Source organism: Plantibacter sp. VKM Ac-2880 (assembly GCF_015351235.1).
Lineage (GTDB): Bacteria > Actinomycetota > Actinomycetes > Actinomycetales > Microbacteriaceae > Plantibacter.
Window position 1 is genome coordinate 748,998 of sequence record NZ_JADKSJ010000002.1, and the last position, 15,447, is coordinate 764,444.

15 protein-coding genes and 1 tRNA gene are annotated in these 15,447 nt (G+C 71.8%); 9 read left to right on the forward strand and 7 right to left on the reverse strand.

All coding sequences use genetic code 11. The features are described from left to right. The first annotated feature begins 50 nt into the window (after positions 1–50). From ITJ57_RS15555 to ITJ57_RS15580, 6 genes are all read left to right on the forward strand, one after another. Positions 51–623, forward strand: coding sequence for a hypothetical protein (locus ITJ57_RS15555; RefSeq protein ID WP_194670956.1), 573 nt, complete (start codon positions 51–53; stop codon positions 621–623). After that, entirely contained in the window at positions 620–1,663 is a 1,044-nt protein-coding gene (locus ITJ57_RS15560; RefSeq protein WP_194670957.1) for a MoxR family ATPase, read from the forward strand. Before ITJ57_RS15555 ends, ITJ57_RS15560 begins: the two co-directional genes overlap by 4 nt. A gap of 58 nt (positions 1,664–1,721) precedes the next feature. After that, a complete protein-coding gene (locus ITJ57_RS15565) occupies positions 1,722–3,092 on the forward strand; it encodes a DUF58 domain-containing protein (protein WP_194670958.1) in 1,371 nt (456 codons plus the stop codon). Then, positions 3,079–5,556, forward strand: coding sequence for a DUF3488 and transglutaminase-like domain-containing protein (locus tag ITJ57_RS15570; RefSeq protein ID WP_194670959.1), 2,478 nt, complete (start codon positions 3,079–3,081; stop codon positions 5,554–5,556). The genes ITJ57_RS15565 and ITJ57_RS15570 overlap by 14 nt, the downstream gene beginning before the upstream one ends. 97 nt (positions 5,557–5,653) lie before the next feature. Continuing rightward, positions 5,654–5,741 (forward strand) — tRNA-Ser (locus tag ITJ57_RS15575). A gap of 262 nt (positions 5,742–6,003) precedes the next feature. Further along, a complete protein-coding gene (locus ITJ57_RS15580; protein WP_194670960.1) occupies positions 6,004–6,447 on the forward strand; it encodes a MarR family winged helix-turn-helix transcriptional regulator in 444 nt (147 codons plus the stop codon). Positions 6,448–6,504: 57 nt separating this feature from the next. On the opposite strand, the gene ITJ57_RS19640 is transcribed toward ITJ57_RS15580, so the two are convergent. Beyond that, positions 6,505–6,627 carry a hypothetical protein gene (locus tag ITJ57_RS19640; protein ID WP_255515367.1) on the reverse strand — a complete coding sequence of 41 codons (123 nt, stop codon included), beginning with the start codon at positions 6,625–6,627 and terminating at the stop codon, positions 6,505–6,507. A 65-nt stretch (positions 6,628–6,692) separates the two neighbouring features. Here ITJ57_RS19640 and ITJ57_RS15585 point away from each other — a divergent pair, with 65 nt between their 5' ends. Then, entirely contained in the window at positions 6,693–8,225 is a 1,533-nt protein-coding gene (locus ITJ57_RS15585; RefSeq protein ID WP_194670961.1) for an MATE family efflux transporter, read from the forward strand. A 116-nt stretch (positions 8,226–8,341) separates the two neighbouring features. Here the strand turns inward: ITJ57_RS15585 and ITJ57_RS15590 are convergent, their stop codons facing one another. Beyond that, complete coding sequence (locus ITJ57_RS15590) at positions 8,342–8,707, reverse strand: DUF4406 domain-containing protein (protein WP_194670962.1); 366 nt, start codon at positions 8,705–8,707, stop codon at positions 8,342–8,344. A 56-nt stretch (positions 8,708–8,763) separates the two neighbouring features. Between ITJ57_RS15590 and ITJ57_RS15595 the strand changes: the two genes are divergently transcribed. Then, entirely contained in the window at positions 8,764–9,480 is a 717-nt protein-coding gene (locus tag ITJ57_RS15595) for a DeoR/GlpR family DNA-binding transcription regulator (RefSeq protein ID WP_194670963.1), read from the forward strand. 56 nt (positions 9,481–9,536) lie between these two features. Here ITJ57_RS15595 and ITJ57_RS15600 read toward each other — a convergent pair whose 3' ends face one another. The 5 genes from ITJ57_RS15600 to ITJ57_RS15620 form a co-directional block, all read right to left on the reverse strand. Further along, positions 9,537–10,277 carry a glycosyltransferase family 2 protein gene (locus ITJ57_RS15600; RefSeq protein WP_194670964.1) on the reverse strand — a complete coding sequence of 247 codons (741 nt, stop codon included), beginning with the start codon at positions 10,275–10,277 and terminating at the stop codon, positions 9,537–9,539. Then, on the reverse strand, positions 10,277–11,686 hold the full coding sequence (locus ITJ57_RS15605; protein WP_194670965.1) for a bifunctional PIG-L family deacetylase/class I SAM-dependent methyltransferase: 1,410 nt from the start codon (positions 11,684–11,686) through the stop codon (positions 10,277–10,279). The genes ITJ57_RS15600 and ITJ57_RS15605 overlap by 1 nt, the downstream gene beginning before the upstream one ends. Then, positions 11,686–12,708, reverse strand: a complete 1,023-nt coding sequence (locus ITJ57_RS15610) for an acyl-CoA dehydrogenase family protein (protein WP_194670966.1) — start codon at positions 12,706–12,708, stop codon at positions 11,686–11,688. The genes ITJ57_RS15605 and ITJ57_RS15610 overlap by 1 nt, the downstream gene beginning before the upstream one ends. Positions 12,709–12,909: 201 nt before the next feature. Next, entirely contained in the window at positions 12,910–13,920 is a 1,011-nt protein-coding gene (locus ITJ57_RS15615) for a 1-aminocyclopropane-1-carboxylate deaminase (RefSeq protein WP_194670967.1), read from the reverse strand. A 105-nt stretch (positions 13,921–14,025) separates the two neighbouring features. After that, positions 14,026–14,694, reverse strand: a complete 669-nt coding sequence (locus tag ITJ57_RS15620; RefSeq protein ID WP_194670968.1) for a GntR family transcriptional regulator — start codon at positions 14,692–14,694, stop codon at positions 14,026–14,028. A gap of 173 nt (positions 14,695–14,867) precedes the next feature. Here ITJ57_RS15620 and ITJ57_RS15625 point away from each other — a divergent pair, with 173 nt between their 5' ends. Continuing rightward, positions 14,868–15,425 carry a hypothetical protein gene (locus ITJ57_RS15625; protein ID WP_194670969.1) on the forward strand — a complete coding sequence of 186 codons (558 nt, stop codon included), beginning with the start codon at positions 14,868–14,870 and terminating at the stop codon, positions 15,423–15,425. Positions 15,426–15,447: the final 22 nt, after the last annotated feature.

Sequence of the window (15,447 nt, forward strand, 5' to 3'; positions counted from 1 at the left end):
GCAGACGGGTTCCGGCCCGGACGATGCACGCAGCGCGACGGAGGCCGACGATGGACCAACGCTACGACCCCGCGTTCCAGCGCGGACACACCGACCAGCGCTCCCGCCCGAACGCCGTCGACTCCTCAGGCCGTCGGAGCCGCCTCGCCTCCCTCGATGAGGTGGCACCGCAGCTCATCCAGCCGCCGACCGACGGGCGCCCGGTCCGTCCGCCCACCGACGACCGCTTCGACGACGGCCCGCGCGCCCGCGTCGAACCCTTCCGCCAGGGAACACCGACCGGCGCCGCGCCGGAAGCCGGCCCGTCCGCCGAGGACCTCGCCCGCTGGGCCGACGAGGACGAGGAGGCCCGCGGCGCCGCATCGGCCCGAGCCGCGCAACTGGAACGCGCACTGTGGGCGGTCGGTCTCGTCCTCGCGGTCGGCGGTGGCCTCGCCATCTGGTTCGCCACGAGCAACGGCTACCGCGGTTGGAACGGCACCGGCGACGGCCCGCCGATGGCGTTCCTCGTCTTCCAGACCATCCTGGCGATCGGTCCGTGTCTCGTGACCGTCGGGCTCGCCACCATCGTCGCGCTGCTGTTCAGGCGTTTGCACGACCACGACCGCAGGAGCCGACCATGACCGAGCAGAGCAGCCTGGGCCGCGCGACGAGGGACTCTGTCGCCGAACTGAACCCCGCGTTGACCGCCGTGGAGTTCCAACTCCTCGCCGAACGGATCCTCGACAACGTCGAACGTGTCATCGACGGCAAGCCGTTCGCCGCCCGCATGGCGCTCATCGTGATGCTCGCCGAAGGGCACCTGCTCATCGAGGACGTCCCCGGCGTCGGCAAGACGGTCCTCGCGAAGGCCCTCGCGGCCTCCGTCGGCAGCTCCGTCCGCCGCATCCAGTTCACGCCCGACCTGCTCCCCTCCGACGTCACCGGCGTCTCGATCTTCAACCAGGTGGACCGCGAGTTCGAGTTCAAGCCGGGCGCCGTGTTCGCGAACATCGTCATCGCGGACGAGATCAACCGCTCCTCCCCGAAGACGCAGTCGGCGCTCCTCGAATCGATGGAGGAGGGCCAGGTCACCGTCGACGGCGAGACCCACGCGCTGCCGTCACCGTTCACCGTCGTCGCTACGCAGAACCCGCTCGAGATGGAGGGCACCTACGCGCTGCCGGAAGCCCAGCGGGACCGGTTCATGGCGCGCATCTCCATGGGTTACCCCGACCCCGACGCCGAACTCGCGATGCTGCGCCAACGCGACACGGTGAATCCACTGGACACAATCGGTCCGGTCGCCTCGCGCGGCGACGTCGAGAGGCTCATCGCCTGGGCGCGAGGCGTGTTCGTGTCGCCCATCGTGGAGCAGTACTGCGTGTCGCTCGTGCAGGCGACGCGGGTGCACCCGGAGCTCCGCCTCGGCGCGAGCCCCCGTGCCACGCTGCAACTCATCCGCGCCGCGAAGGTCCTGGCGGCGCTCGACGGCCGCGAATTCGTCCTCCCCGACGACATCGACCAGCTGCTCGCGCCGGTGCTCGCGCATCGCCTCATCCCGACGCGCCGTGCGGTGAGCGCCCACGACCGCTCGGGCGTGCAGGCGGTCGCCGAGGTGCTCGTCGAACTCCTCGAACGGACCCCGGTACCGCACTCCGGCCGAGCCGAGGCGAGGTCCTGATCGTGCGTCCGCACGGCGAACGTCCGGCCCTTGGGACGCGTCAGGCGGTTCCGGGCCCATGAAGCGCCGGATCCCGCTGACGAGACGCGCCGTCGGCGTGCTCATCGCGGCCGGCGTGTGCCTCGTCTTCGCCCGCGGGATAGGGTCGCCCGAGCTGCTCGCCGCCGCGGGACTGCTCGTCGCCCTTGTGGCCGCCAGCTTCGGCGCCGTCTACCTGGAACGCCCCTCGCTCCGGGTCGACCGCACCACGAGGCCGGACCTCGTGGCCGTCGGCGGTCGGATCTCGGTCGAGGTCTCCATCGCGGAGACGAGCGCCCTGCCGCACGTGCACACGGAGTGGAAGGACCGCATCCCGTCCGGGCTCGACGGCGACGCGAGCGGGACACTCCCGAGCACCGGCGTCGCCGGCATCGGCTCCCGCAAGCGGACCGCCGACTACACGGTGACGGCGCTGCGCCGCGGCCAGCACGAGCTCGGTCCGCTCGGCCTGGCGGTCAGCGACCCGTTCGGGCTGGTCGTCCGCCGACGGAGCGTCGGTGGCACCCACGCGGTGGTCGTCCTGCCGGAGGTCGTGGTCCTCCCGGAGATCCCCGCGCTGACCGCCAGCCGCGACGGTTCCACCCGCCCGTCCTCCCTCCGCGCCGGTGCCGGAGAGGACGACGTCATCGCCCGCCCCTACCTCCCCGGCGACGCGATCCGACGCCTGCACTGGCGAGCGAGCGCGCACCACGGTGAGCTCATGGTCCGGCAGGAGGAGCAACGCAACGACCCCGAGGCGACCGTGCTCCTCGACACCGCGGCCGCCCACTGGGCCTGGCCCGACGACGACCCGTCCCACCTGCCGGCGTTCGAGCAGGCCGTCTCCCTCGCCGCGTCGATCACCGCCCACCTCGTCGACGCCGAGTACCGGGTGAACCTCGTCGGCGCCGGGAGCGAGGCCCTCGCCCGCGAGGTCGGAGCCGGCTCGGCGGCGAACGGCCTGCGCTCCAGTCCCGTCGGCGGCATGGGCGACGCGCTCGAGCGCGGCGGGCAGCACCTCGAGGACGACGACCTCGACGCCGCGCTGCTCGACCTCGCGCTCCTGCGTCCGTCGCACGAGCCGACCCGGTTCCTCGACCTCTCCCCCGTCATCGCGGCACGTCGCTCGCAGCCCGTCATCGCGATCCTCGGCGATGTGGAGGAGGGCGACCTCGGCGAGCTGACGGCGGTCGCGCGTCTCTCCCCGCTGCCCATCGCGCTGCTCCCGGCCGGCGCGCGACGCCGGACCGTCGAGCTCCTGGAACTCGCCGGGTGGCGGTGCCACGTCGGCGAACGCGGGGCGTCGTTCGCGGCGCTGTGGCTCGACAGCAGCGGCCCGGCGACCACCGCCGGGTCGTCCCGGTCGACGGGTCGGAACAGTCGTCGTGGGGGTGCGGATGTCCGTCACTGAGGGACGTCGCGCGGCCGAGACCGCCAGCGCCAGACGACGGGCGGTCGGCTCCGCCTCGCGCGGTCGGGCTCGCCCGACCGGACCCGGGCCCAGAGGCGGATCGTGGTCCGGCGTCGGCGGCGGTCGACCGGAAGATCCACGTGCCAACGCGACCACCGGAGACCTCCGACTCGCCCTCGCCGCGTTCGCCCTCCTCGTGACCGGCGGCCTCGGGTTCGGCCGCGTGCTCGACACGCTCGACTGGTGGGTCGTGGCGAACGTCGTCATCGCGATCGTCCTCGCCAGCGCCGTGCTGCTCCGACGCACCAGGCTGCCGGCGGTGTTCGTGTGGATCGGTTCCGCGATCACCTGGCTGCTCACCATCACCATCGGCTTCGCCAGCGGGACCGCCATCCTCGGCATCGTACCGACACCGACCACCCTCGCCACGTTCGAACGCCTCCGTGACGCCGGGTTCCAGACCTTCCACGACGGGTCCGCCCCGCTCGACACGGACGCCGGTGTCGTCTTCGTGATGGCCGCCGGCGGTGGCCTGGTCGCTCTCGCGGTCGCCTGGCTCGTCCTCGGCCGACATGCGCCGGTCCTCGCGGGCGTCCTCGTCTTCGCGGTCTACGCCGGCCCGACGGTCGCCGTGTCGTTCCCGCTCGACCCCTGGGTGTTCGCCGCCGTCGCGCTCGCCTTCCTCTGGCTGCTCCGCGAGGACGTGCGACGCCGGGAACGGTTGCGAGAGGCCGCCTCGGCCCGTGCGACCGGAACCACCCGGCGGACGGGATCGACGGCGCTTGCCGGGCGCTTCGGCAGTGTCGGCCCCGCGGTCCTCGTCGGCGCGGTCGCCGTCGTCGTCGCCCTCCTGACCCCGGCCGCGCTCCCCGACCTCGCCGTCCGCGACGTGACCGCCGGCGCCCGCGGCAACGGCCCCTTCGCCAACGGCATCAACCCGCTCATCTCCCTCGGCCAGAGCCTGCGGCGCCCGGCGAATACGACCGCGCTCGAATACACGACCACCGCCGACGACGCGCCCTACCTCAAGGTCACCGACCTCAGCGACTTCACGGGCAACGTCTGGGGTCCAGACAACTCCGGCTACAGCGACGGCAACTCGCTCGACGCCTTCCCGGCGCCGGCCGGGCTCAGCGAGGTGATCCCCGTGGAGACCTTCGAGACCACCGTCACGGTGGACTCCCTGTCGAGCCCGTGGCTGCCCCTGCCGTATCCGACGCAGAAGGTCGACGGGCTGCGCGGTGACTGGCGGTTCGAAGCCGCCGGGCTGACGGCGATGGCGGAGCGCGGGTCCACCCGTGGCCAGACGTACACCGCGACGAGCACCGCGATCCTGCCGACGGCGCAGCAGATGCGCGACGTGCCACCCGTCGCCGACCCGGCGTCCGCCGCCCCCTACCTCGAGCTGCCCGACGAGCTCCCGCAGATCATCCGTGACACGGCGGCGGAGGTCACGGCGACCGCCTCCACCGACTACGACCGGGCGATCGCCCTGCAACGGTACTTCCGTAGCTCGTTCGAGTACTCCGAATCGGCGCCCGTCGAGGAGGGCTTCGACGGCAGCGGCGCGGAGGTCATCGCGACGTTCCTCGAGCGCAAGGCCGGGTACTGCATCCACTTCTCCTCTGCGATGGCCGTGATGTCGCGCGTCCTCGGCATCCCTGCGCGCATCGCGATCGGCTATCTGCCCGGCACGACCATCGACAACACGCCATCGAACCGCGGCACCTACATCGTGACCTCCGACCAGCTGCACGCGTGGCCGGAGCTGTACTTCGAGGGCGTCGGCTGGGTGCCGTTCGAACCGACCGCGAGCCGTGGCGTCGTGACGCAGTTCACCGACACGAGCGCTGCGACACCGGGAAGTGGATCGGTGAGTCCCGACAGCCGTCCGGCTCCGACCGCGGCATCGACGCCGACGCCGACTGCTGGAGCCCTCGGTGGGCCGACGGCCACCCAGACCGGCGGCGGACTGCCCGCCGCGCTCGTGCCGCTCGCGATCCTGCTCGGCGTCCTCGTGCTCCTCGCCACCCCGTCGATCGCGCGTGGCCTTCGGCGGACGGCCGGACGCCGACGGGCGCACGCCGCAGGGACCTCGTCCGGCTGGGCGTGGGCGGAGTTCGTCGACAGCGCCAGAGACCTCGGGTTCCCGGTGACGGCGTCGGAGTCGCCGCGCGGCTTCGCGGCGAGACTGCGCGGCCAGTTCCAGATCGACTCGCCCGCGATCGAACGGCTCGTCACCGCCGTCGAACGGGAGAGTTATGCGCGGGCCGACACCGACCCGGCGTCCGGCGGCGAACCTCCGGCGAGCGCCGACTCCGTCGAGGCCGCGCTCGGCGAGGCGAAGGCTGCCCTGCGTGCCGTGAGCCCGCCGATCGAACGGATCCTGTCGGTGGTGTTCCCGCGGTCGCTCGTGTCGCATCGGGACCAACGCGTCGACTGGCGGCCCCCTGCCGCGAGCTGATCTGCCGGTCGCGACCGGTGCGTGGTTCCGGCAGGTGGCGCGCGGGAGTCCGCGAACCAGGTATGCTGCTATCTGGCCGTTTTTCACAAACAGCCGAGGAGAATTCGCCTAGTGGCCTATGGCGCACGCTTGGAAAGCGTGTTGGGTTAACGCCCTCGGGGGTTCGAATCCCCCATTCTCCGCCAGTTGATCAGAACGCCCCACGCTCTTCGCGTGGGGCGTTCTGTGTTTCGGGGGTTTGTGGCTCCGGATCCACCCCCTCTCCCAGCGCGGTGCGCTGACGTGAGCGCGAGTCATGCGCGTGAGCGCGGGTCTCCGGAGGGGCGCGCCCGCGGCTCCAACCCGCGCCCAGGCCGAACTGTCGCCTTTCGCGTCAGCGCACCGCGCTGGCAAGAACAGACCATTCGCGGGTTGACGGTTAGAGATCAAAGCGTTAGTGTTCTAACCATGAACGACGAGACACCCGCCTTCACCAGCACCCTGCAGATGGTCCGTTGGATCGGGTGGGCACAACGCAAGGCCGGCGAGGACTGGATCCGCGCCCGTGAACTCAGTCATGAACAAGCCTTCGTCCTGGGCTACCTCGTCCAACATCCAGGCTCGATCCAACGCGACATCGCCGAGGTGAGCCGGACGAGCGCCGCCAGCGTCTCGAGCCTCCTGCAGGGGCTCGAGCGCCGGGACCTCGTCGAACGCCGTGCGGAGGACGGGAACGCGCGCACCAAGCGCGTCTTCGCCACCCAGCTCGGCGCCGACCTCATCGACGGGTTCGAAACCGCGATGGCCGACGCCGACGACACCATCCTCACCCCGCTGGACCAGAGCGAACGCGACACGCTCCACGCTCTGCTCACGAAGCTCACGGCGAACCTGCCGCAGCCGACCCGCTGATCACCGCTCGGGCGACCGAGCTCCCAGACCGCCCGGCGAGACCACTCGCCACGCGCCTCACCCACCGCCGACGGCGATCGCGACCGCCACCACGCTCGCCATCGCCACGACGGCGCTGTCCGTCGCGCCCGGACGCCCGCTGAGTTCGTCCGCCCAGCCCGCGACCGTTCCTCTCCTCACCACTCGCCCCTCGCCGCGCCGGCGCTCATCGTCGCGCCCGGAACCTGCCCGAAACGGAGCCTCCCATGCACCCCGAACACCGCACCGATCACGAAACCGACGCGTCCATCGCTGGCAACGCCGGTTCCCCGACCGCCGCAACCGTCGAGCCCGGCGCTTCGCCCGACGACACCTCGACCGCCCCGTCCGCGGCGGACACGGTCGGCGGCAACCGCTGGTACCTGTCGACCGCCCCGATCGTCCGAGCCCTGCTCCACCTGTGCGTCCCGATGGCGGCCGCTCTCGTCGTCAGCGCCGTCTACAACCTCATCAACGCCGGCGTCGTCGGTTCGCTCCACGACACCACCCTGCTCGCCGCGATCACGCTCGGAGCCCCGATCCTCGGACTGATCCTCGCCATCGGCGACCTGTTCGGTGTGGGCGGCGGCGCGCTCATCTCAAGGCTCCTCGGCGCCTCGGAACGCGACCCCGCGCAAGCCGGTGACATCAAACGCGCCGCCACGTTCGCCGTCTGGGGAGCCTTCTTCACCGGTGCCGTCCTGGGCGGAATCGGTCTCCTGTTCCTCGGCCCACTGGTGTCCCTGCTCGGTGCGGATGCGGTCACCGCGCCGGCGACCTCGGCGTTCATCGGCGTGATGCTCGCGTTCGTCCCCGTCATGGCGACCGCGTTCTGCCTGGAACAGCTCGTCCGAGCCGAGGGCGCCGCGCGCCAGGTGATGGTCGCCCTGATCGCCTCCGCGGTGGCCAACCTCGTCCTCGACCTCGTCTTCATCCTCGGGTTCGGCTGGGGTGTCGCCGGTGCGGCACTCGCGATGGGCCTCGCCAACCTCGGCGTCCTCGTCTACTTCGTCGCGTGGTTGCAGCGCAACAGCGAGTACGTGAGCCTGGCGCCCCGCTGGTTCACGCTCTCATCGACCATCCTCAAGCCGATCCTCAGCGTCGGCGTCAGCACGCTGCTCCAGTCGGGGTTCCTCATCGTCACCGCGCTCGTACTGAACACGCTGGCCGCGGGCTACGGAGACGCGCCGCTCGCCGCCATGGGCGTCGCGGTCCGGATCGCCCAGGTGCCCGAGTTCCTCGTCATGGGGGTGACGTTCGGTGTGCTCCCCCTCCTCGCCTACTCGTTCGGCAAGGGTGACGGCGCGCGCCTCCGTTCGGCTCTCCGAGCTTCGGCCCTCACGGTCGGGGGCATCTCGGTGCTCTTCGCCGGCGTCGTCTTCGTCCTGCGTGAACCGATCGTCTCCGCGTTCATCGCCGATCCGGCCGTCCTCGGGCTCGGCGTCACGATCCTCGTCGCGCAGCTCACCGCGATGATCGCCAACGGCGTCACCGGGCTGATCACCTCCCTGTTCCAGGCGACCGGGCGGGCACTCGCTGCGACGGTCATGGCCGTCACCCAGGGGGTGTTGTTCGTCCCGATCGTGCTCCTCGGCAACCTGTGGTTCGGACTCGGCGGCATCGTCTGGTCGCTGACCGTCACGGAGGTCATCGTGTTCCTGGTGGGCGTGCTCCTGTGGCTCGGCTCGCGGGCGGCCATCGACCGAGGGCTCGCAGCCGGCTCCCCGGAGCGAGCCGACGCGCAACTCGCCGACGCCTGACCGGCCGCCAGCGCGATGCGCTGACGTGAGCGCGGGTCACCCGCGTGGGCGCGGGTCTCCAGAGGGGCGCGCCCATGCGTGTGACCCGCGCTCACGCCGGATGTGCGCCGCTCGCGTCAGCGCACCGCGCTGGGGATCTCCGCGAGCTCGGTGTAGACGGGTATCCCACGCTCGCGGGCGATCGCGACGTCGGTGTCGGCACCGGAGGACTCCCCCGGCAACCGGAGGACCGCGTCACAGTGCTGGAGCAGGCGCCTCGCCGTCTCGTACATGACGTCTCCGTCGCCGGCCGTGGCTCCCGTGTCGATTCCGCGGAGGATCGGCAGGGCGACCCACTCACCGATCATCGGGACATGACCGAGGGCGTAGATCGGCGCGGCAGCGGCCTCGAGTCGTTCGAGGTTGCGGGCGATGGCGGCGGGGTCACCACCGGTTCCGGAACGGTAGGGGCCGGCGATGAGGATGAGGAGTGGTGTGTTCATGCCCAGCACTGTAGCGTTAACCATGCACAAACGTGCAACATCATGAAGGAGTACGCATGCTGAGCGCACAACGTCGAACGCACCTCCTCGACCTCCTCGAGCGCGACGGCCGGATCGTCGCCAAGGAGGCCGCGGCCTCGCTGGGGGTGTCTGAGGACTCGATCCGCCGCGACCTCCGCGACCTCGCCGACGCCGGCCAGTGCATCCGCGTCTACGGCGGAGCACTGCCGGTGCCTGCGGCCGACCGCCCCTTCGCGGAACGGCTGTCGCTCGAGACGGACAGCAAGGAGCGCGTCGCCCGGGCCGCCGCCGCACGCATCCGCCCGGGCAGCACCGTCATCATCGACGCCGGCACCACCGCCCTCGCCCTCGCCCGCCTGCTCCCCGACGACCCCACGCTGACCGTCATCACCCCGAGCCCCGCGGTCGCCCTCGCCGTCGCGGAGCATTCGCCGGCCCGCGTGATCATGATCGGCGGCGAACTGGGACGGCACTCGATGGTCGCCAACGGAGCCCTGGCAGCCGAGGCGATCCGGCGACTCAGCGCAGACGCCTGCTTCCTCGGCGTCACCGGGGTGCACCCCGAGCACGGCCTCACCACGGGGGAACTCGACGACGCCGCGACGAAACGCGCCCTCGCCGAACGCAGCACCGAGGTCTACGTGCTCGCGAGCGAGGAGAAGCTCGGCGCCGTCTCCCGGTACCCGGTGCTCGACCTCGACGAGGTCACCGAGGTCATCGTCGACCCGGAGCGTTCAGCCACGACGCTGTGAGGTTGCGTCAGGCGATCAGGCGTCAGGCACCCCGGCACGTCAGACGATCCGCGAGCTCAGACGATCGGGTACGTCTCCGCCAGGAACGCCGCGTACCCACCCGGCGTGCGACCACGGCGGCGCCCCGAGGTCTCGACCGCGCCGTCCAGCGTGGGCACGACCCGGAACCCGGCCGCACGCGCCCGCTCGACGACGTCGACGTCCTCATGCTCGGCCAGCTCACGGAACCCACCGATCGCCTCGAGCCGGTCGGCCCGGACCCCGAGGTTCGCCCCGTGGACGTTCCCCGGCAGATGCCCGGCAGAATGCGTCTCCAGCCACCGCTCCACGTCGGGCTCGGAGAAGTCGTCGAAGTCGGGACGGACGGTGCCGAGCAGGACATCCACGTCGGCGTCGAAGGCGGCGGCATGCCCGGACAACCAGTCCGCGGGGACTCGGGAGTCGGCGTCGGTGTTCGCGATCCACCGCTCGGTCGGGCCCGCCTCGCCGAATCCGGCGGCGGTCTCGACACCGGCACGGCGGGCCGCTCCGACGCTGCGCTCCTCGACGACCACCACCGCCGCGGTGGGCCCGCCGTCGTGGTCGGGCCCGGCGACACGGCCGAGGCCGTCGAGGCGCTCCATGACGATCCGGGCCGTGTCGTCACGGCAGTCGTCGAGCACCACCACCAGGCCGACCTGCAGGCCGGGGCGACGACGCAGCACCTCGGCACGTGCGACGAGCAGGGCGTCCAGACAGGCGCCGATGAGCTCCTCCTCGTCGTGGGCCGGCACGACGACGTCGATCCGTCGCAGCATCAGGACGTCAGACCGTCCACCGCGGCGACACTCGCCTCACCGGCCGGCACGAGCACGTCGAGGAGGAAGTCGTCCTCGACGTGCTGGACCGAGCGGCGGCCCGGCCAGCGTTCGAGCAATCGACGATGGACGATCTCGGCGGAGGTCGCCGCGTGGTCGTCGGGATGCCGCCAGTGGCACGCCACGATGCTGCCGTCAGGGGTGAGCGATCCGAGGATCCGGTCGATGACGCGGTCGAGGTCCGCCTCGGACAGGTAGTAGCCGACCTCGGACAGCACTACCAGGTCGAACTCCCCGGCCGGCCACTCGTCCGGCACGCTCCGGCGTTCGAACCGGGCCGTCGGGGCGTGCCGTCGGGCGAGCTGCAACGGCGCCTCGGCGATGTCGACACCGAGCACCTGGTCGCTGCGTTCCGCGAGCCGGGCCGTGAGCACGCCCGTGGCACAGCCCAACTCGAGCACCGAGCGGTACCGCTGGCGCGGTAGCGCGGCCAGCAACACCTGGCGCTTCCGCGCCTCGTACCAGGAGCCGAAGTCCCACCCGTCGGGGCGCTCGCGGTAGTGATCCTCGAAGGACTCCTGCGAACGCGAGCCGTCGGCCTGCCCGACCGCCGGTCTGAGCACGTCAGGCTCCGCGGCGAGGTCGAGCGCCAGCTGGTTCGGGAAGAGCACTTCGAAGCGACGCGCGTAGTGCTGCAGGTGGTGGTGGTCGACGATGGCCTCGTCGCCGGGGGCGTCCGAGAGCGGCTCCGTCTGCGACGGGTAGGCGTCCATCGCGGCGATCTTGGCCCCGTGCGCCGCGGCGTCGAGCGGCACGATGCGTGCCTCGGTCCACGGCAGCGTGTCGTCGTCGATCTCAGCCCAGTGCCACAGCCAGATCGGATACTCGGCGAGCGCCAGGTCCCGCTCGGTCGCGAGTGCTGCGGCGAGCTCACCGGCGATGCGGTGGTCGCGGTGACCGTCGCCGCGCCAGGGGGCGACGATGAGCGGCTGCGTTCCGGCAGCATCGACCGCCGAGCGCAGAGACGCGGCGAGGCCGGAGCGTTCCGCGTCGAGCCCGCCGTCGGGGACCCGCAGGACCTCGTGGGCGACGCCGGTGCCGAGTCGGGTGACCGCCTCGACGAACTCCGCCTCACGGCGCGGAGCGAGCTCCCCCGGGGTGGTCGTCGGCGAATCGGGGTGCGAACCCTCGCCGAGCGTCATGAGGAGGACGGTGACGGGGATGCCGGCGGCTGCGGCGGCGGCGATCAGCCCGCCGACGCCGAGCGACTCGTCGTCGGGATGCGGCGAGAGGACGACGAGGCCGGTCACCTGCCGCCAGCCGTCCCACGCGGGCAGGTCGAGCTCGTGCAGACGCGTGCCCCAGGCAGCTGCAGAGGTGCCGGGGTCGCGGTGGTCGAAGGCGGGCATCAGTCGGCCTCCACCAGCATGCGGCCGTAGCGAGCGAGGTCGCGGTCGCCGTGGTCCTGCTGCACGTACAGCTCGAGATCGGACATGCGGTCGAGGTAGGCCGGTTCCGCGGTGAGTGGGCCCGGTCCGAGTGCCCCGAGGACACCGGACCGGATCGCGTCCACGCGCGCCCGGACCGTCGACCGGACGCGCTGCGCGAGACGCGGGCCGGCGGCACCGTCGGCATGGCCGCGCTCGATGGCCGACGCCGCGTCCGCGATCGCCTGTTCCGCGATCGAGAGGTCGACGGCGGCGGAACCGAGCGTGCGGAGCAGGAGTTCGGCGTCGGGTCGTGCACGTGCCGCGGTGAGCAACCGCTCGACGAGGGTGCTCGCGCCGCCCCACCAGCAGGCCGCGACGCCGATGCCGCCCCAGGAGAAGCCGGGCCGCCGGAGGTACCAGCCGTCGTCGCCGACGGGTGCTGCGGGAACCACGTCGAAGCCGACCGGGGCACTGGGGACGAGCGGCAGTCCGCGGGCGAGCCAGGCGCTGTCGTCGGTCGTGACCCCGGGCGCGGACAGCGCGACGGCGAAGAGGCGTCGCTCGTTCGGCCCGGTGTGGGCGGTGACGAGGGCGTCGCTGAGGCTGGAGGCGAGCGAGCACCACGGCTTCGTCCCGCTGAGGACCCAGCCGGTCTCGACGCGGACGGCGTCGAGCCGGACACCGGGTGCTTCGGCGGCGAAGACCCCCCACGTGGAGTCGGGCGAGGGCTCGAGCTCCGCCTGTCGCAGGATGGCGAGCGCGTCGAGGTGCGGTTCGACGACGCGCGCGAGCATGATATCGACGGCGGCGATCGCACCGAGGCCGGCGAAGACGCGCCCCGCGGTGTGCTGTTCGAGCGGACCGACGAGCTCGACCGCCTGCCGGGTGAAGGCGAGGCGCGACGCGAGGTCGGTGATCGAGCCCGTCGCCGCAGCGCCGAGGGCCGGGAGGTCGAGGGTGGTGCCGCTGGCCGGCCAGGCGGTCGGCTGCAGACGGATCATGCGATCCACAGCTGATGTCGGGCTTCCATCGGGACGCGCATGCGACCTCCTCGCGTCGTCGATGCGTCCAGTGTCGCAGCACTCCTTGCCGATCCCCCCGGGTGGACCAGGGCGGTCGTCCCTGCTAGGGCGACCACTCGGACCACCCGCGAGGTGAGTCGGTGGGCGTGCGTCCGGTCGCCGTTCGACGCGCCCGCCGGATCAGTCGCGGAAGAGGGCGCTGTACGCGTTGATCGCCGGCTGCCCACCGAGGTGCGCGTAGAGCACGTTGCTCGACGCCGGGATGTCACCGCTCGTCACGAGGTCGATGAGCCCCGCCATCGACTTCCCCTCGTAGACCGGGTCGATGATGACGCCCTCGAGTCGACCGGTCAGCCGGATCGCCTCCATCGTCGACTCGACCGGGATCCCGTAGAGGTCGCCGGCCCAGCCCTCGAGCACGGTGATCTCGTCGTCCCGCAGCTCGCGGTCGAGCCCGATGAGCGCCGCCGTGTTGCGGGCGATGCGCGCCACCTGGTCGCGGGTCTCCTGGATCTTCGCGGACGCGTCGATCCCGATCACCCGGCGGGGTCGATCCTGCCCGGCGAACCCGGCGATCATGCCCGCGTGCGTCGAGCCGGTGACGCTGCAGACCACGATGGTGTCGAAGAACACGCCCAGCTCGCGCTCCTGCTGCTCGACCTCCGCCGCCCAGTTCGCGAACCCGAGCCCGCCGAGCCGGTGGTCCGATGCACCCGCCGGGATCGCGTACGGGACGCCTCCGCGGTCGCGCACGTCGTCGAGGGCGCGCTCCCAGCTCGATTTGAAGCCGATGCCGAAGCCGGCGGGGTCGAGGCGCACCTCGGCGCCCATGATCCGCGACAGCATGATGTTGCCGACGCGGTCGTTGACCGAGTCGGGCCAGTCCACCCAGTTCTCCTGGACGAGCACCGCTCGCATGCCGAGCTTCGCCGCAACCGCAGCGACCTGCCGCGTGTGGTTCGACTGGTACCCGCCGATCGAGACGAGGGTGTCGGCTCCCTGGGCGATGGCCTCGGGGATGAGGTACTCCAACTTGCGGGTCTTGTTGCCGCCGTAGGCGAGACCGCTGTTGACGTCCTCGCGCTTGGCCCAGATCGTCGCGCCACCGAGGTGGGCGGTCAGGCGGTTGAGCTCGTGGACAGGGCTCGGTCCGAAGGTGAGCGGGTAGCGGGCGAAGTCGCTGAGGGACATGGTGCTCCTGGAGGTCGGTGGTGCGGCGGGAGTGCGGGTGGCGGTACGGTGTGGCAGTTCGGCGGGCGGCGGAGGGGAAGGGGCGGCGCCCTCGGAGTGAGCTCGTCAGTCCTCGTCGAGGTGGGCGACGACGAGGTCGGCGAGCGTCGTCCAATTGCCCCGGACGAGTGCTGCTGCGGCGTCGACGTCTCCCTCGGCGCACCGATCGACGAGCGCGTCGTGCTGCGCGATCGACCCCCGGGCGGCGACGGAGGAGAACCGGAGGCGTTCGACCCGGCGTAGCAGGGGCGTGACGGCTTCGAGCGCGTCGCGGACGAACGGGTTGCCGGCGACGTCGACGGCGACGGCATGGAACGCGTCGTCAGCCTCGAGTGCGGCGTCGGTGTCGTCCCGCTGGAGGGCTGCCTCGAAGTCGCGGTTGGCCGCGCGCATGCGGTCGAGGTCGGCGTCGGTCAGGTGCGGCACCGCCTCGCGGACGGCGAGTTCGTGCATGGCCGCGGCGACCGCCTGCGCCTGGAGCGTCGCCCTCGTGTCGAGCGGGGCGACGACGGTCGACCGGCCGGGTTTGGCGACCACGAGCCCGCTGCGGGCCAGCCGGAGGACCGCCTCCCGGATGGGCGTCCGGCTCACGCCGAGCCAGCGTTCGAGTTCCGTGTCGACGAGCTTCTCGCCGGGTGTGAACGTGCCGTCGACGATGGCGTTCCGCAGGGAGCGGTAGACGTCGTCCCGGAGGAGGGCTCGGCGGTGCGGCTGGGCTTCGGCGGGAGCGGGCATGCAATATATTGCACATCGCAGACGGTCGAAGTCAAGGCTCCGATCGCCTCCCGCCGGCGACTGGGCCCTCGACATCCGACCGAAGTGGGACATTCGTCCTACTTGTCCCCCAGATGGCGGATTGTCGCACCAGGGAAAGCACGCCACGATGGTTGGCGGGGAAAGAGGTGCGCGTGGTGCAACGGGGGGACGAACCGCTCACGGTCCGACCGCATCCCCGCATCCTGTTCAGCACCCTCCTGAGCGCCGCCATCGTCATCCTGCCCGTCTGGGGCGTCTCGCTCTGGCTCGTCGGCCCCGCCCCGAGCATGGCGCGCACCTGGGTGGTCTTCCTCGGCATCGTCGGCATGATCGCCCTGCTGGTCCTCGCGACCCTCTCGCGTCGCCGTCGCATCGTCGTGTGCCACGACGGCTTCATCGAGCAGCCCGCTCTCGGACGCCAACGGTTCGTGCCCCGTCAGGCGATCGGCCGCAGCCTGCTGTTCGAGTTCGGTGGGCGCGGCCAGCGGACGACGTCGCAGTTCTTCGTCTGCGACACCGAGAACCGGCCCCTCCTCCGCATGCGCAGCAGTCGCTGGGGCAACGACAGCATCGCGGCCGTCGTCGCCGCCTACGAGGGTCCGGTGGAGCGGCCTCGGCAGCCCGTGTCACTCGACGACCTCCGGGAGGACCACCCCGGTCTCCTCACGCCCCTCGAGCGCCTGCGCTGGGCGCGCGCCGAACTGCTCTAGCCCGCACCCGCGGACGGTCTCG

What these genes read in the sequence shown, in the direction of transcription:
- ITJ57_RS15555 (WP_194670956.1), top strand. Translation starts at nt 51, where the DNA reads ATGGACCAACGCTACGACCCCGCGTTCCAGCGCGGACACACCGACCAG.
- ITJ57_RS15560 (WP_194670957.1), top strand. Translation starts at nt 620, where the DNA reads ATGACCGAGCAGAGCAGCCTGGGCCGCGCGACGAGGGACTCTGTCGCC.
- ITJ57_RS15565 (WP_194670958.1), top strand. Translation starts at nt 1,722, where the DNA reads ATGAAGCGCCGGATCCCGCTGACGAGACGCGCCGTCGGCGTGCTCATC.
- ITJ57_RS15570 (WP_194670959.1), top strand. Translation starts at nt 3,079, where the DNA reads ATGTCCGTCACTGAGGGACGTCGCGCGGCCGAGACCGCCAGCGCCAGA.
- ITJ57_RS15580 (WP_194670960.1), top strand. Translation starts at nt 6,004, where the DNA reads ATGAACGACGAGACACCCGCCTTCACCAGCACCCTGCAGATGGTCCGT.
- ITJ57_RS15585 (WP_194670961.1), top strand. Translation starts at nt 6,693, where the DNA reads ATGCACCCCGAACACCGCACCGATCACGAAACCGACGCGTCCATCGCT.
- ITJ57_RS15590 (WP_194670962.1), bottom strand. Translation starts at nt 8,707, where the DNA reads ATGAACACACCACTCCTCATCCTCATCGCCGGCCCCTACCGTTCCGGA.
- ITJ57_RS15595 (WP_194670963.1), top strand. Translation starts at nt 8,764, where the DNA reads ATGCTGAGCGCACAACGTCGAACGCACCTCCTCGACCTCCTCGAGCGC.
- ITJ57_RS15600 (WP_194670964.1), bottom strand. Translation starts at nt 10,277, where the DNA reads ATGCTGCGACGGATCGACGTCGTCGTGCCGGCCCACGACGAGGAGGAG.
- ITJ57_RS15605 (WP_194670965.1), bottom strand. Translation starts at nt 11,686, where the DNA reads ATGCCCGCCTTCGACCACCGCGACCCCGGCACCTCTGCAGCTGCCTGG.
- ITJ57_RS15610 (WP_194670966.1), bottom strand. Translation starts at nt 12,708, where the DNA reads ATGATCCGTCTGCAGCCGACCGCCTGGCCGGCCAGCGGCACCACCCTC.
- ITJ57_RS15615 (WP_194670967.1), bottom strand. Translation starts at nt 13,920, where the DNA reads ATGTCCCTCAGCGACTTCGCCCGCTACCCGCTCACCTTCGGACCGAGC.
- ITJ57_RS15620 (WP_194670968.1), bottom strand. Translation starts at nt 14,694, where the DNA reads ATGCCCGCTCCCGCCGAAGCCCAGCCGCACCGCCGAGCCCTCCTCCGG.